Below are 15698 nucleotides of genomic sequence, written 5' to 3' on the forward strand. Positions count from 1 at the left end.
GCAGCCGATCCTCGCGATCGGCTGCTTTCTTTTGTATATATGAGTCGGGCGGCGTCCTGCTCGCTAGGTTCGTGCGATCCGCGCGCCCGACAGTTTGGAAGCCGGCAGAATTCCCGCTCTAGCGATACCGCTCATCCGGTCGCCGGAGACGCTTACCTCGAACGCAAGATTCAAACGCATCGGCTTCGTGATCCGCTGCGTCCACCGAAGGATATCTCCCTCAAGCGCAAGGTTTAGCAGCTCGCTTTTTTCTTCTCCTTGCGTCGCCGTACCTTCCAGCTTTCCATTTACGGACGCAATCAGCAGTTTGGCGGCCATTTTGCCGATCGGCGTCGCGATCGTCGTATCCCATTCCCCTTTGAAAACGGACGGGCCCGCGGCCGGACTCGCCACTGCGGCGTCCCTCCGCTCGTCGTTCAATAAGATATGGCTCTCCGCGCCAGGAAGGGAGAGCTCGCTCGTTCTCGGCGCGTTGCCGTGCGGTCTCCAGACCGTCCCCCGCTTCTCGTACTCGAACAGCCGCTCCACCGCATGCGCAATCTGCGGCCCGAGCTCACGATCGACCAGATGCAGAGCGACGTCAAGGCCCGAAGTAACGCCCCCGCCGGTCACCAGGTCTCCGTCGTCTACGATGCGCGCCGGTACGGCGATCGCTCCGGTCGCTCCAAGCAGGCCCATGCCCATATGATTGGTGACGGCATGTCTTCCCTCGAGCAATCCTCCCATAGCCAAAATCAACGAACCTCCGCATACTGTCGCCACGATGACGTCCTTTTTCCCGAGCGCCTCCTTGATCATGCCCGTTAACGCCGAGTTCAAGGCGCGGTTCAGAATAGCCGGGACGGAGTCGGGACCGTCTCCCACGACATCGCCGGACGCGCCGGGTACGAGAATAATGCCGGACCGTTCAGGGTCGAGCTTTTCGCTCGCCTCGATTTTTAATCCGTTGATGCCGCTCGGCACGGCTCTGGCCCCTTCGGCGGAGACCATCTTCACGTTAAGCGAACCGGGAGCATACATCTCCGCAGCCAAAAAAACCTCGTACGGCGCAATGGCATCCATCAGATCAAAGCCGTCAAACAGCGCAACCTGTACGTCCAGCATCGATAGTTCCTCCTCGGTGGCATTCCGTTTTTCGATGCAGCCGCATTGCGGCACCGCATAAGAGGAATCATACCGGACGAATCTCTCGATCAAGGATACACATCCGTCTCGGGGCGATCAGGGAATCATCACAAAATGGTAACGCGGATAAGGCGAAGCCCCATTTTGCAAACGCAAAAAAACCGTCTCTCCGGCCGGCGGCATCGATCCGCCATACGAGAGAAACGGTCTGTCTGGTCCCATAATGCTAAAAATCAAGCCGACGGATAGGCGAAAACGACTTCGTGGACGCTCAGCTTGGCCCCCAGCATGATGCCGCTCCCAGGACGCGCCTGCTCCCCGTGACCGCCCGGCTGCCGCTCGGGCTCGGCGCCCGCTTCCGGCTTCGGACGGGCATGCGCGTGCGCCTGCTTAAACGCATCGCTGTTCACCCAGCCGTCGAAGGCAGCGCGGTCCTCCCAGGTCGTGCACACCTTCAGCTCGTCATGCTCCTCGAGCGATTCGGTCAGCAGCTCCATCCGGACGAAGCCCGGCGCGTGCTGAACGCCCTTCGGATTTTTGAAGCGCTCGGCGACCTCGGCGACATGGCCCGACTTGATCTTAATCGTATTGATAGCGACGATCATGGCGAACATCCTTTCCGTGTTTGTTTTGTACCTATTGTAGCAAAGGCGAGATCGTGGCTCAAACGGCGGCGGGTGCGAGGGGCGGCGTGGTGCGACGGCAGGTGCGCGGCGGGGAGAGCTGCGGCACGATTACATGGTGCGGAGAGCTGCGGTGCCAGGGAGTGGCGCGGGTGCGTACGGCACGGGTGCTTGATGCGGAGAGCTGTGGCGCCAGGGAGTGGCGCGGAGAGCGTGGCGCAGGTGCTTGGCGCGGAGAGCGTGGCGCAGGTGCTTGGTGCGGAGAGTGCGGCGCAGGTGCTTGGCGCGGAGAGTGCGGCGCAGGTGTGAGGCGCATAGAGCTGCGTCGACGGGAGGGGTGCGGAGAGTGCGGCTCGGGTGCTTGGTGCGGAGAGCTTCGGCGGCAGATGCGTGGCCGTGAGTAGCAGTAAGGAGTAGCTGTGCGGAGTAGTTGTAGCGCTGAGAAGTTGCGGCATGCCGTTTCGATACGCGATACAAAATAGTTGTTAAAAGGCAGCTAATTCCTCATTTATTCTCGTAAACGCTCAAATAGTTGTTAAAAGGCAGCTAGTTCTCTCTCAAGCGCCGTAATTCCCCCTATCGCGCAGAAATAAATGCCTTTTAACAGCTATCCGCCGCTCGCTCTCGATGCCGCTCGAAATAACTGCCTTTTGACATTTATCGCCCGGGTCGCTTGCGTTGCTTGCGTTGCTTGCGCCATACTGCCTGTCCGCCAAAACCGCCAGTATTGTCTGTAACCGTCGCCCGTACACTCCCTGTACTCCCTGTACTCCCTGTACTCCCTGTACTCCCTGTACTCCCTGTACTCCCTGTACTCCCTGTACCGCCCGCACTCCCCGCAACCGCCAGCAACGCCCGCCCGATCGCCTATGTTGCCATTTTTGTCCGCACAAATCAAAAACCCCCTGCCGATCGACCGGCAAGGGGGAAGCTTGTACATGCTGCAATTCGTACAGAATTACTTGCGAATCGTCTTCAGGCCCGTAGACCAGGAAATGACCTGATCCAGCATCTGCCCAAGGGAGGTTGCCTGCACGTCCTTCGGCTTGAAAACGGAGCCGTTCTCGAAGTCGGTGAACAGCGAGAGCGCCGGGTGCACGCGCACGTCCGCGACCGACAGCTCGCCGAGGATGCCGCGGAGGTGCTCCGCCGCGCGGGCGCCGCCGACCGAGCCGTACGAGACGATGCCGGCAGCTTTGTCGTTCCATTCTTTGCGCACGTAATCCAGCGCGTTCTTAAGCGCGCCCGTGATGGAGTGGTTGTACTCCTGCACGATGAATACGAATCCGTCGCAGCTGTCGACCTTCTGCGTCCAAGCGGCTGCGCCGGAAGCGTCCTGACCCGGCTCGCCGAGCAGCGGCAGCTTGAAATCGGCGATGTCGATGATCTCGTATTCGGCGTCGCCGCGCTTGTCCGCAAGCTCCTTCACCCATTCGCCTACCTGCGGGCTAAGGCGGCCTTCGCGCGTGCTGCCCAGAATAATGCCGATTTTCAACATTAGATTTCCTCCCTTGGCCTTAAGTAGATTTCAATTCATTGTATCATTTGCTCCGGCGTATTCCAAAAAATCGCAAGTCAGGAACGCGTTGAAAGCGCGGGCGCCGCCGTATAAGCCGCTTCCGGCAGCTCGACCATCGCAGGCGAAGGCGCGATGCCAAGGCAGCGGCACATGAGCGGAGCCAGCAGCAGCTGCGGCAGGGCGGACTCGCCGCGTCCCCGCTCCAGCATAAAACGCGCGTCGCCCAGCAAATAAAGCGGAACGCTGCGCTCCTCGGCCGCCGTGCCTCCGTGCTGTCCGGACGCGCTCATCCCGTGATCGGAGGTGACGAGAATGCGGTAGCCGCGCAGCAGCCAATCCGGGATGAGCGACGCCAGCATGCCGTCCGCCGCACGCACGGCCGCTTCGTACTGCGGGCTCTCGCCGCCGAACTTGTGGCCCGCGTCGTCGATGTTCATCGTATGAACGTACAGAAAATGCGGGTCGTACGCCTTGCGCAGATGCTCGGCATCCGCGAACAGGTGGCTGTCGGGATAGTGGTCCTCGAAGTAAAAGACGCCATGTTGAACCGGCTTGTCCGCGTCATGCTGATGGCGGTCCGTCAAAGGCTGGAACGGCGCTGCGTTGTACAGCTCGCTGACCCAGTGATAGGCTGCGGCCGCCGTCCGCAATCCTGCGTCGGTCGCCAGATGGAAGACGCTCCGCTCGCGGCTCAGGCGCGCGATATGGTTGGCCGTAATGCCGTTCTGCGCGGCGGGCGTGCCGGTCAGCAGCACCTCGTAAAGCGGTCGCGACAGGCTCGGCAGCTCGGACCTGACTTTAAGGCAGACCGCCTCGCCCTGCTCGGCCAGATGCTCCATATAGCCGAGATAGCGGCGCGCGGCGTCGTATCTTAGTCCGTCCAGCACGACGACGACAAGCTTCGGGGACGATGGGGTCATGCACGCACTCCTCCTTTTATCTCCTGTACGCTTCTTTAATCTCCTGTACGCTTCATTAATCTCCCGTACTCCCCTTTAGTTGGCTACCGTCCATTGCAAGCGGTGCGCGCGCAGCAGCTGCGTCCACTCCCGCGGCGCGGCCACATTGCTGACAATCGTATGGACGCTCCGCAGCGGGACGATCTCCACGAAGGCTTCCTTGTTCAGCTTGGAATCGTCCGCGAGCACGATCGTCTGCCCGGCCGCCTCCGCCATTCGCCTGGACATGCCCGTCTCGCCGAGATCGTAATCGCTGATGCCCCGGTTCGGCGACACGCCGCCGACCGAGATGAAGGCCTTGTCGACCCGGAACTGCGAGATCATCCGCTCGGCCATCGTGCCGGACATCGACTGCTGCTCCGGATTGAGCTCGCCGCCGATGACGATAATTTTGCCTGTAAAACGCCCGCCGTTCAGCGACTCCATCAGATGATAGGCGACGGCGAGGGAATTGGTCAGCACGGTGAGCCGCTCGCAGCCCGAGATCGCCTTGGCCATCTCCAGCGTCGTCGTGCCGACGTCGATGGCGATCGTGTCGCCCGACGAGATAAGCGCTGCGGCAGCGCGGCCGATCCGTTCCTTCTCCTGCGCCTTCTCCTTCTGACGCTGCAAATAGGGAGGCTCGTAGTTGGTCGGCTTGCTCGGCACCGCGCCGCCGTACACGCGCTTCGCCAGCCCTTCGCGCTCCAGAAAAAGCAGGTCGCGGCGCACCGTCTCCTCCGACACGGCGAACCGCAGCGACAGCTCGGGCACCTTGACCCGCCCGTCCAGCTTGAGCTGGTCCACGATGACGCGCTTGCGTTCTTCCGACGAAATCGACATGTTCCTTAAGCTCCTTCTTTCTCCAGATGCAGCAGCTGCGATTCGTCGAGCGCCAGGAGCACGGGGCTCTGCTCCGCGAGCGGCAGCGACCGGCCGTCGTTCAACGCGTCGATCGTGAGCCGCACGCCCGCGGCCTCGACCGCATAGCGGATGACGTTGCCGAGGATGGATACCGACCGGATCATCCCCTCCGCGACGCGACGGCCGGACCCGAGCGGCTCGGTCCGTCCGGTCAGCAGCACGACCGATTCGGGACGAATGGCGAAGCTGTGCGCCGCGCTGTCCACGTTGCCGAACAACTTGGACGCGTCCGCCCGGCTGAGCACGTTGTAGCTGCCCATGAACCGGGCGACGAATTCGGTCCGGGGCTTCGTGTAGATCGTTTCCGGCGATCCTTCCTGGACGATGCGGCCTTTGTTCATCAGGCACACGCGGTCGGACAAGGTCAGCGCCTCCTCCTGATCGTGCGTGACGAAAATCGTCGTCATGTTGAACTGCCGCTGGATCGCGCGAATCTCCGCACGGAGGTTTTTGCGAATCTGCGCGTCCAGCGCGCTGAGCGGCTCGTCCAGCAGCAGCACCTTGGGACGGACGGCCAGGGAGCGCGCGAGCGCCACCCGCTGCTGCTGCCCGCCGGACAGCTGCTGGGGATACGCGTCGCGCTTGTCCGTCAGTTCGACGATGGCGAGCAGCTCCTCGGACCTGCTTTTTCTGGCCGCCTTGTCGATGCCGCGCATCTTGAGGCCGTATTCGATATTTTGGCTGACGGTCAGATTAGGGAACAGCGCATAAGCCTGAAATACCATGCCGATCTCCCGGTTCCGCGGCGGCAGCTTGGCGATATCCTTGCCGTCCAGCAGGATCCGGCCGCCATCCGTGTCCGCGAGCCCCGCGATGCAGCGCAGCAGCGTGCTTTTCCCGCAGCCAGAAGGCCCGAGCAGCGTTACGAGCTCGCCTTCGCGAATTTGCAAGTTCACGTCGTCCAGCACGTCGGCGTTGCCGTACCGCTTGCGGATGCCTTGCAGCTCCAGATAGTCGCTCATCCTTTCATGCCTCCGTTCACTTTTTGGCCCAGCTTCATGAGCAAAGCCGACAGGATCAATATAAACACGAAATAAGTGATCGCGATGGCGCTGGCCATATGGCCGCTCTCGCCCATCCGCTGGTACAGGTACACCTGGATCGTCTGGATGCGTCCGCCGACCAGCATGTTGGTCAGCACGAACTCGCCGAACAGCACCGAAAACGAAAGCAGCGAGGAGATGAGCACGCCGGGCCAAATATTCGGCAAAATAACCGTCGCGAACGCTCGCATCCGGCTCGCGCCGAGCAGCTCGGCGGCGGAGAGCAGCGGGCCCGCCGATACGGTCAGCAGACTGTTGCGGATGCCCTGGTACATATAAGGCAGCACGACGACGAAGTAGGCGCCAAGCAAAATATAGGCCGTGCCCGAAATGTTGAGCGGACCGGAGGAATAGGCGCGGATGAGTCCGACTGCCGCTACCACGCCGGGCACCGCGTACGGGAGCACCACGATCCCTTTCATGAGCGATTCCAGCCTCGGCATGTAGATCGTAATGACGAACACCGCGGGAAGCATGACGAGCAGACTGATCGCGACGGCGAGCAGACAGAGATAAAGCGACGTCCAGAGCGACTCCAGGAAACGCAGATCCTGGAACATGCCGCTAAACCATTCGAGCGTCCAACGCGCGGGAAGCACCGTCGTCTGCCATTCTTTGGCGAACGCGTAGATGCAGGTGGCGAGCAGAGGCAGCAGCAGATAGACCATCAACAGCAGCATCAACGAGCGGTGCGCGGGACCCGCCCGCTTGGTCGAAGCGTCCATTATAACTCCTCCTTGGCAGCGGCCGGCGCGGCGGCGGTCCAGGAACGCGGCTGCCGGCGGCGTTTAGGAGAAGTCTGCTGACCGGCGCCCAGCACTGCGTCAAGTTTCCGAGTCCGCTGGGTCATCTTATGATTGAGAAAGACGGCGAGCAGCGTCGTCAGCGCGAGGATGACGGCGAGCGCATTGCCGAGCTGCGGCTGGTTGACGACGTCGCCCGCCACAAGCGAGCCGATCCGCACGGCCAGCAGGTTATAGTTGCCGCCGACCAGCGCGTAGGCCGTCGCATAAGCGCCCATCGCGTTTGCGAACAAAATCCCCAGCGTGCCGAACACGGCCGGCGACAGCACCGGCAAGCCGACGCTCGTCCAGAACTGCCACCTGCTCGCGCCCAGCATGGACGCGGCTTCGCGCCATTGGTCCCGAATGCCGTAGAAGGACGGGTACAGCAGCAGCAGCGCAAGCGGCACCTGGAAGTACACATAGACCAGAACGAGTCCCAACCAGCTGTACAAGTCGAAGCCGGCGAAGACGCTCCAGCCCCACTGCTTGAACAGAAGCGTGAATACCCCGTTGCTGCCCAGCAGCACGATATAGGCGAAGGCGAGCGGAACGCCCTGGAAGTTCGACGTCATATTGGAGAGCATCAGCAGGCGGTCCCGCGTGCGCGCCGGGAATCTCGTGATCGCGTACGCGCAGGCGAGGCCGACGACGATGCCGATCGCGCTTGACGCGCCGGAGATGAGCAGGCTGTTTTTAATCGCTTGCATATAATAGGCGCTTTGCAGAATCCGCGCATAGAAGCCGAAGGAAATGCCCGAGCCCGACGCGGACTTCAGGCTGCCGGCCACCATGGATACGACCGGAATCAGCTGAAACAACAGGATCATCGCCAAAAAAGGGACGAGCCCCAGCCACATCCACCGATTGCTTCGTTTCAAACGTGCCACGCTCCTGTCGGATAAGAGAGGCGCCTTCGGCAAGAAGTCGAAGACGCCCCGTAAGGATTAATTCATGTGGACGAGAACGCGCTCCTGCCACAACTGCGGAATCTGCTTGGCCGTTTCTTCCCATGCCTTGTAGTCGTTAACCGGCTTTACGTTGGTGTAGGCATCCTTGGGCAGCAGCTTGGCAGCTACGTCGTCGGGCAGCTTCACGCTGTCGCGGATCGGTCTTGCATAGCCCTTGGCGAGGTTGATCTGGCCTTCGTCGCTCAGAATATACTCGCGAGCGAGCTTGGCCGCGTTCGGATGCGGCGCGTACTTGTTGATGATCGTGGCGTAGCCGCTCACGACGCTGCCTTCTGAAGGAATCGCCACGTCGTATTGCTCCTTGCCGAGCTGATCGCTGTAGTTGAGCGCGTTGAAGTCCCACAGCAGCGTCACTTGCACTTCGCCCTTCTCGATGTTGGCGAGGCTCGCTTCCGCATTGGAGAGGCGGCCTTCCTTCGCCAGGCTTTCGAAGTAAGCGATGCCCGGCTCGATGTTCGTCTCGCTGCCGCCGAAGGCGATTGCCGCGGCCAGCACGGCCATCTGGGCTTGCGCGGCTTTGGTGACGTCGCCGACGATGATTTTGTAGTCGCCTTTCTTCAGATCTTCCCAGCTCTTGGGCGGGTTCGCGACCAGCTTCTTGTTGGTCAGGAAACCGATCGTGCCCTGGTAGCCAACGATCCAGTGGCCGTCCTGATCCTTGGCCCAAGCGGGAATTTCGTCCCAGTACGAGGTCTTATAAGCTTGCGTGACGCCCTTGTCGATCGCGACCGAGCCGAAGGCGATGCCGACGTCGCCGATGTCCGCGGTCGGCTTGTCCTTTTCCGCGTCGAACTTGGCGATCTCCTCGGCGCTCGACATGTCGGTATCCGTATGAGAAAGGCCGTATTTAGTCTGCAGATCCGCCCACGTATCTTTCCAGTTCGCCCATGTGTCCGGCATGCCGACGCTGACGACGGAGCCTTCTTCCTTTGCGTTCTTCTCCAGATCGGCCAGCGAAATTTCCTGCGTGGCGCCGCTCGCTTCTGCGCCGTCCGCGTTTTTCTCTCCGCATGCCGCCAGCGGCAGCGCGAGCGTCGTCAAGACGAGTCCCGCAGCCAATTTTCTCTTCAATGCGTTTTTCATGGTTTCCCCTTCACTCCCGCGTGGATTATTGTGGACTATGTCTATATTCTTGTTGTTTTCTCTCCTATTAGAGTGTAGTTGGGGACTATTTACGCTGGATTATCCGAACCGGGCATGTTTGTTAAATCCTTTGGGGGATTCATCGGGAGAGGGGATCTAGTATAATGTTGCAAAAGGCCATAATTTGTCATAAGGAGTAGTAGAATCGTATGCGAAAAAAACTTGCAGCACTCGTCTCTGCCGGACTCTCTCTGGCCATGGCGGCCGCTCCGTTCGGCGCGTTTGCGGCGGGTCCGAAGTTCCAGAGCGCGTCTTCGGCCTATTCGCTGTCCGCAGGCAGCTCGATCAACGATATCGCGTTTGCCGACCTGGACGGGGATGGGCATCTCGACGCCATTGCTAACGATAATTTTAATAACAGGATCGCGATTTTCAAAGGCAACGGCGACGGCACGCTTCAACCCGCGCACGCTTACCTGCCGGTGGGGCAGAGCCCTAGGGAGATCGCCGTCGCGGATCTGAACGCCGACGGCCATCTCGACATTGCGGTTACCAGCTATAGCGACGATGCCGTATCGATCTTTTTGGGGCAAGGCGGCGGGACGTTCGGACCGCGCGCCGCCTATCCCGCGGGAGATGGTCCCAACGGCATCGCTGCGGCCGATCTGGATGGAGACGGCCTCGTCGATCTGGCGATCGCCTGCAACGACAATAACAGGCTTGCCGTTCTGTACGGGAACGGAAACGGCACCTTTTCCGCTCCGGTTCAGTCCGCCGTCGGTACTTATCCTCGTCGCGTAATCGCACGCGACTTCAACAAGGACGGACGTCTCGACCTCGCCGTTGCCAACGATGGTTCCGGAAATATTAGCGTCATGCTCAATAATGGCGACCGGACGTTTAACATAACCAACTTCGCCGGGCTTCACACCCCGACCCAACTGGTGTCGGGAGACTTCAACGGAGACGGCCATTTAGATCTGGCGACTGCGGAAAACGGCAACGACGGGGCGGCTGTCCTGCTTGGCCTGGGCAACGGTTCCTTCGGACCTGCCTCCTATTATTCGTCCGGTGCCGGCACCCAGCCGGTAGACATCGCGATGGGCGACTTCGACGGCGACGGTCATCTCGATCTGGCCGTTACGAACCAAATAAACACCATTTCTATTTTGAACGGCAACGCCGACGGGACCTTCCAGCCCAAGAATGACCTTCCGGTTAAAGGTTTCGTTGCCTCGGGCGATCTTAATGAGGACGGACTGGCGGATTTAGCTTACGGGAGTGGCAATTCCCTTAATTTGCTGACGAGCAGAGCCGAAGGCGCGCTGGCATTCTCCGCGCCGACTTTTTCGGTATTGGAGAATGCTGGGAATGCGATCGTTACCATCGAGCGTACGGGAAGCTCTTACGGCCGGACGACGGTTCGTCTTCAGACGTCCGACGGCACGGCCGTTGCCGGAACGGATTATACGGCTGTCGACGCGAGAATCGTCTTCAGCGCAGGGGAGACGACCAAGACTTATTCGATTCCGGTCTTGAACGATTCGGATTACCGTTCGGACCGGACATTCGACGTCACGATCTCCGGACCGACAAACGAAGCCACGATGGGTACGCAGACGAGCGCAACCGTCACGATTCAAGAGGACGATCCGGCGCCGGACACGACCGCGCCTACAATCGATGCTGCGAAGTTCGCGGCCGTCGACAACTACAGCGGCACGCAGGATCGGCTGGCCGGGGCAGCCGGCGCAGTAGGCGAGCCGGGAGCGGACGTGCGCGCTTTCCGCTGGAATGACGACAATAGCGACGGCATCGTGGACGCAGGCGAGCTCGGATCGGAGATCGCACTAGGGACGAGCGCCGCTGATGGCTCGGTACCAGGCGCCGACATCGGCGACCTGTCGCCGGGGACGTACAAATACGTCGTTTCCGCCGAGGACGCCGCGAGCAACGAATCGCCGCGCACGGCGGCGGCCGCCGTGACCGTGACGCTCACCAAAGGATTAACGCCGGACGTCGCCGATCCGACCTGGCCGGCAGGCGCGGAGCTGGCGGATACAAACTTGACGCGCACCGGCGTCAAGCTGTCCTGGCCCGCAGCCGCGGACGACCGCGGCGTCAATCATTATGAGCTGACGCAGGACGGCGATCCGATTACCTCGCCGGATGCAGCGACATTGTTTTACGACGTCAGCGGGCTGACCGCCGGCACGACCTATGCGTTCGCCGTCGTCGCCGTGGACGCCGCGGGCAACCGCAGCGCTTCGCTCTCCGCGATGGTCGCAACTGCGCCGCTGGTCGATCCAGCGAAGTTTAGCGCCGTCGACAACTACGTCGGCACGCCGGATCAGTTGATCGGCACAGCGGGTGCCATCGGGCGCTCGGGCGCGACCGTACGCGCCTACCGCTGGAACGACGCCGACAGCGACGGCATCGCGGACGCGGGCGAGCTCGGCGCGGCCATCGCGCTCGGCACCAGCGGCGCCGACGGCTCGGTCGCAGCCGCGGATCTCGGCGATCTGGCGGCCGGGACGTACAAGTTCATCGTGACCGCGACCGACGGCGCCGGCGTAGAATCGCCGCGCAGCGCGGCCGCAGCGGTCAGCGTCACGCTGACCAACGGCATCGCGCCCGACATCGCGGCGCCGACTTGGCCGTCCGGCGCGGAGCTCTCGATCTCAGCGGTAACCTACGATAGCGTTAAGCTCGACTGGCCTGCTGCCGGGGACGACCGCGGCGTCGACCATTACGAGCTGACGCTGGACGGCGAATCGCCTGTCGCTCTCGATGCCGCCACGCTTTCTCGTGCAATTGGTGACCTCATCGCTTCAACTAACTATACGTTTTCCATCATTGCCATCGATACTGCCGGCAACCGGAGCGCTGCGCTGACGGCAACGGCCACCACGCTGCCTCAGCCGGCGACCGTTCAGCCACCGCAGGCCTCGGGCGAAGCTCGTCTTAAGTTGCTGACGTTCATTGGCGGTGCGCAAGCTATCGATTTGACGCCTGCCTTCGACATGAACGTGCTAGCCTACGAAGCGGAGACCTTTGAATCGCGCATTACGCTAAATGTCGAGTCCCTTGCTCCAGCCGCGATCGTGTTGATTAACGGGAAAAGCACCATCGGAAAGCTTCCGTTCGATCTCGATCTCGACTCGGGCAGCAATATCATACAGATCAGTGTACGGGCAGCAAACGGCATCGTTCGCGAATATACCGTGACGATCGATCGGCAGAGCAAGCCGCCTGCCATTGCCTGCTTCGCCGATATCCGTGGTCATTGGGCGGAATCGGAAATCAACGATGCTTGCGAGATGGGCCTCGTCCAGGGCGGTCCGGACGGACTGTTCAGGCCTGACGGTCTGGTCACGCGGGCCGAATGGGCCGTGATGCTCGCAAGATGGCTGAAAACCGACATCAACGGCGTGTCTGGCGACTCAACCTTTGCAGATGCAGCCGGGATACCGGCCTGGGCGCGAGAGGCGATCGCATCCGCCGTTGAGAACGGCATTCTGAACGGCTATCCGGATGGCACGTTCCGCCCGTCCTTGACGATCAATCGTGCCGAAACGGCTGCCACTTTCGTCCGCGCCGCAAAATGGACCCTGGATTCCGCAGCCGTCACATCCTTCGCGGACGACGCAAGCATCCCGGCCTGGGCGAAGCCCTATGCGGCAGCCGCGGCGACGCATGGCATCCTGAGCGGTAAAAACGACAACCGGTTTGATCCCTTCGCACCGACCACCCGTGCCGAAGCTGCTGCAATGTTCGTCCGATTGTCCAAGCTTTTTAACCAACTGTAAGAACGGCTATTAAACGAGAACGGGATGAAGCAGGTTAATTCCTGCCTCATCCCGTTTTTTTGTTTGGGTCGACCGCTGGGCAACTACTGCTCTACGACAGTAGTTTGCGCATTCCGATGCCCGGCACCGCCCATCTACTGCTCTACGACAGTGGTTTGCACATTTAGGAGCCCGGCACCGCCCATCTACTGCTCTACGACAGTAGTTTGCGCATTCCGATGCCCGGCACCGCCCATCTACTGCACTACGACAGTAGTTTGCGCATTCCGGCGTCCGGCACCGCCCATCTACTCCACTACGACAGTAGTTTGCGCATTCCGGCGTCCGGCATCGCCCATCTACTCCACTACGACAGTAGTTTGCGGATTCCGGCGTCCGGCATCGCCCATCTATTGCTCTACGACAGTAGTTTGCACATTTAGGAGCCCGGCACCGCCCATCTACTCCACTACGACAGTAGTTTGCGCATTCCGGCGCCCGGCACCGCCCATCTACTCCACTACGACAGTAGTTTGTGCATTCCGGCATCCGGCATCGCCCATCTACTGCTCTACGACAGTAGTTTGCGCATTCCGCTTTATTCCGGAGGCGGACAACGGCCAATAACTGCCCTACGCCATCTCCTTCTCCCCTACTGCGCCCGAATCCCCTCGAACCCGCTCTTCACCAGCTGCCGCACATAATCGTCGTCAAGCGGCTCGCCGGTCACCAGCAGCCGGTAGAAAATCGGTCCGTACAGCAGGTCTACGCCGAGTCCGACGTCCAAGGTCTCCTTAAGCTGTCCGCGCCGGATCCCCTTTTCCAGGATGCCCTTCGCTTCAAGCCGTCGCGGCTGAAAGTAACGCGTCCGGTACGCTTCTGCCAAGCCCTCGTCGAACTGCCCTTCCCCGACCAGCGCGGTAATGATCTTGCCTTCCCTGCTCGTCAGAAAGCGAGTCACGTTCACGGCGTGAATCTGGATATCCTCAAACGCATTGCCCGTGTCGGGCACCGGCAGCCGGGCCGAGGCGGCGGACAAAAAGCCGTCCATGACCACGGCGGCTTTGTTCGGCCACCATTTGTAAATGGTCGCTTTGCTCACGCCCGCGCGCTCCGCGATCTTCTCTACCGTCACCGCGCCGAAGCCGACCTCCAGCAGCAAATCGTACGATGCGGACAAGATCGCTTGTTGCGTCTTCGGATCCCGGGGCCGCCCCCGCTTGCTCTGTTCTTGCTGCATCTTCATGACATCCTCCCTCACACTCAAGCCGGTATTTCTAAACATTAAAATACAATACGTTCAGTATACGAAAAAAGGTGCGAAAGAAAACAAATCGCCTATTTACAAAACGCTTCGTTCAGTATATCATGATGTCACCAATTAATAAACTGTACGTTCAGTATTTATTATACTACCAAGAGCGTACCGGACGGAGGATGCAACATGCGAACGGAACAAAAGATGAAGGATGGCGGCATTTCCCGCGGGTTGACGATTTTGTTGGCGGCCGCTTGCGGCCTGATCGTAGCGAATCTCTATTACGCCCAGACGCTGGTGGGACCGATCGGCGCATCGACGGGACTGTCCGCCGGCGCGGCGGGCCTGATCGTCACGTTGACGCAAATCGGTTATGTGGCGGGGCTTCTGTTCATCGTACCGCTTGGCGATATCGTCGAAAACCGCCGGCTGACGGTGATCTCGCTCGCCGTGGCGGTCGCCGCGCTGATCGCGGCCGCGATCGCGCCGAACGCGCCGCTGTTCCTGGCCGCGTCGCTGCTCATCGGAACGGCTTCGGTCGTCGCGCAGGTGCTCGTGCCCTTCGCCGCTTCGCTCGCATCCGAAGCCCAGCGTGGCCGCGCCGTCGGCAACGTGATGAGCGGACTTCTCCTCGGCATCATGCTCGCGCGCCCGGTCGCCAGCTTCATCGCCGGCATCTGGAGCTGGCCTTACGTATTCGCCGCTTCGGCGGTCGCCATCGCATTGCTGGCGATACTGCTGTCGCGCAAGCTGCCCGAGCGCCGGCCGGCGCCAAGCGTATCCTACGGCAAGCTGATCCGCTCCCTCGTACCGCTGCTCGTCCACACGCCGGCTCTGCGCCGCCGCGCGCTATACCAGGCGTTTTTGTTCGGCGCCTTCAGCCTCTTCTGGACGGTCGCGCCGCTCCGCTTGGCCGACGCCTACGGCATGTCGCAGCAGGGCATCGCCTGGTTCGCGCTGGTCGGGGTCGGCGGCGCGATTGCCGCGCCGATCGCCGGACGGCTGGCGGATAAGGGCTGGAGCAGGCCGCTTACCTGGCTGGCTTTAAGTATCGCCCTCGTGTCCTGGCTGCTCCCGCACTTTTTCCACGGCCACTCGACCGTCTCGCTTGTCCTGCTCTTCATCTCCGCGATCGCGCTCGACATGGCCGTCTCCGGCAATCTGGTGCTCGGGCAGCGCGTCGTCTACGCGCTCGGCAGCGAAGCGCGCGGGCGCTTGAACGGCCTGTTCATGTCGATCTTCTTCATCGGCGGAGCCGTCGGCTCGGCGCTCGGCGGCTGGGCGTACGCGCATGGCGGCTGGCAGCTCGCTTCGCTCATCGGCGCCGCGCTGCCGCTGCTGGCGATCCTCTATGCGTTTACCGAGAAAGGACAAAGAGAGATCGAAGCAAAACCTGTCATTAACTAAGCTTCGCCAGTTCTTTATACAAGCGGGCCGTCTCCCGTAAGCTTAAGCCGTCTTTAATCGGGAGACGACCTTCGCTTGCCTGGACGCGCCGGCTATTTTTTTGTAGCGGTTAATGACGCGGCAGACGGGATAGGCGCGAACATATTCCATCAGCTCCGGCAGATCGTTCTTCTCCACAATCAGCCTCAAGTACATGCCTTTGGAACGCCAATCGCCGGCCTTTCTCAATTCCTCGAC

14 protein-coding genes are annotated in these 15698 nt (G+C 61.1%); 3 read left to right on the forward strand and 11 right to left on the reverse strand.

Annotation, left to right across the window (positions count from 1 at the left end; all coding sequences use genetic code 11):
- Positions 1-63: 63 nt before the first annotated feature.
- Positions 64-1104, reverse strand: a complete 1041-nt coding sequence (locus tag ACFOTD_RS15840; RefSeq protein ID WP_378120368.1) for a DJ-1/PfpI family protein — start codon at positions 1102-1104, stop codon at positions 64-66.
- Between the two features lie 254 nt (positions 1105-1358).
- The gene (locus ACFOTD_RS15845; RefSeq protein WP_378120370.1) at positions 1359-1730 is read right to left on the reverse strand and encodes an antibiotic biosynthesis monooxygenase; all 372 of its coding nucleotides are present in this window, start codon (positions 1728-1730) and stop codon (positions 1359-1361) included.
- 204 nt (positions 1731-1934) lie between these two features.
- Here ACFOTD_RS15845 and ACFOTD_RS15850 point away from each other — a divergent pair, with 204 nt between their 5' ends.
- Positions 1935-2057: a hypothetical protein gene (locus ACFOTD_RS15850; RefSeq protein ID WP_378120372.1), complete on the forward strand. Its 123-nt coding sequence runs from the start codon at positions 1935-1937 to the stop codon at positions 2055-2057.
- 649 nt (positions 2058-2706) lie between these two features.
- Here the strand turns inward: ACFOTD_RS15850 and ACFOTD_RS15855 are convergent.
- From ACFOTD_RS15855 to ACFOTD_RS15890, 7 genes are all read right to left on the reverse strand, one after another.
- Positions 2707-3246 (reverse strand): NADPH-dependent FMN reductase, encoded by a 540-nt coding sequence (locus ACFOTD_RS15855; protein ID WP_378120374.1) that lies wholly within the window; start codon positions 3244-3246, stop codon positions 2707-2709.
- A gap of 77 nt (positions 3247-3323) precedes the next feature.
- Entirely contained in the window at positions 3324-4187 is an 864-nt protein-coding gene (locus ACFOTD_RS15860) for an alkaline phosphatase family protein (protein WP_378120376.1), read from the reverse strand.
- Positions 4188-4262: 75 nt separating this feature from the next.
- The gene (locus tag ACFOTD_RS15865; protein ID WP_378120378.1) at positions 4263-5048 is read right to left on the reverse strand and encodes a DeoR/GlpR family DNA-binding transcription regulator; all 786 of its coding nucleotides are present in this window, start codon (positions 5046-5048) and stop codon (positions 4263-4265) included.
- A 5-nt stretch (positions 5049-5053) separates the two neighbouring features.
- Positions 5054-6091, reverse strand: coding sequence for an ABC transporter ATP-binding protein (locus tag ACFOTD_RS15870; RefSeq protein WP_378120379.1), 1038 nt, complete (start codon positions 6089-6091; stop codon positions 5054-5056).
- Complete coding sequence (locus ACFOTD_RS15875; protein ID WP_378120381.1) at positions 6088-6897, reverse strand: ABC transporter permease; 810 nt, start codon at positions 6895-6897, stop codon at positions 6088-6090. Before ACFOTD_RS15875 ends, ACFOTD_RS15870 begins: the two co-directional genes overlap by 4 nt.
- Positions 6897-7835, reverse strand: a complete 939-nt coding sequence (locus ACFOTD_RS15880) for an ABC transporter permease (RefSeq protein ID WP_378120383.1) — start codon at positions 7833-7835, stop codon at positions 6897-6899. The genes ACFOTD_RS15875 and ACFOTD_RS15880 overlap by 1 nt, the downstream gene beginning before the upstream one ends.
- A 66-nt stretch (positions 7836-7901) precedes the next feature.
- Complete coding sequence (locus ACFOTD_RS15890; protein WP_378120384.1) at positions 7902-9008, reverse strand: ABC transporter substrate-binding protein; 1107 nt, start codon at positions 9006-9008, stop codon at positions 7902-7904.
- A 209-nt stretch (positions 9009-9217) separates the two neighbouring features.
- On the opposite strand from ACFOTD_RS15890, the gene ACFOTD_RS15895 reads away from it, so the two are divergent.
- Positions 9218-12817, forward strand: coding sequence for an FG-GAP-like repeat-containing protein (locus tag ACFOTD_RS15895; RefSeq protein WP_378120386.1), 3600 nt, complete (start codon positions 9218-9220; stop codon positions 12815-12817).
- A 631-nt stretch (positions 12818-13448) separates the two neighbouring features.
- Here ACFOTD_RS15895 and ACFOTD_RS15900 read toward each other — a convergent pair.
- Positions 13449-14036: a TetR/AcrR family transcriptional regulator gene (locus ACFOTD_RS15900; RefSeq protein ID WP_378120547.1), complete on the reverse strand. Its 588-nt coding sequence runs from the start codon at positions 14034-14036 to the stop codon at positions 13449-13451.
- A 204-nt stretch (positions 14037-14240) separates the two neighbouring features.
- On the opposite strand from ACFOTD_RS15900, the gene ACFOTD_RS15905 reads away from it, so the two are divergent.
- Complete coding sequence (locus ACFOTD_RS15905; protein ID WP_378120388.1) at positions 14241-15461, forward strand: MFS transporter; 1221 nt, start codon at positions 14241-14243, stop codon at positions 15459-15461.
- A 42-nt stretch (positions 15462-15503) separates the two neighbouring features.
- On the opposite strand, the gene ACFOTD_RS15910 is transcribed toward ACFOTD_RS15905, so the two are convergent.
- Positions 15504-15650 (reverse strand): hypothetical protein, encoded by a 147-nt coding sequence (locus tag ACFOTD_RS15910; protein ID WP_378120389.1) that lies wholly within the window; start codon positions 15648-15650, stop codon positions 15504-15506.
- Between the last annotated feature and the right edge of the window lie 48 nt (positions 15651-15698).

Origin of the sequence: Cohnella sp. GCM10012308 (assembly GCF_042649185.1) — a bacterium.
Classification (GTDB): Bacteria; Bacillota; Bacilli; order Paenibacillales; family Paenibacillaceae; genus Cohnella.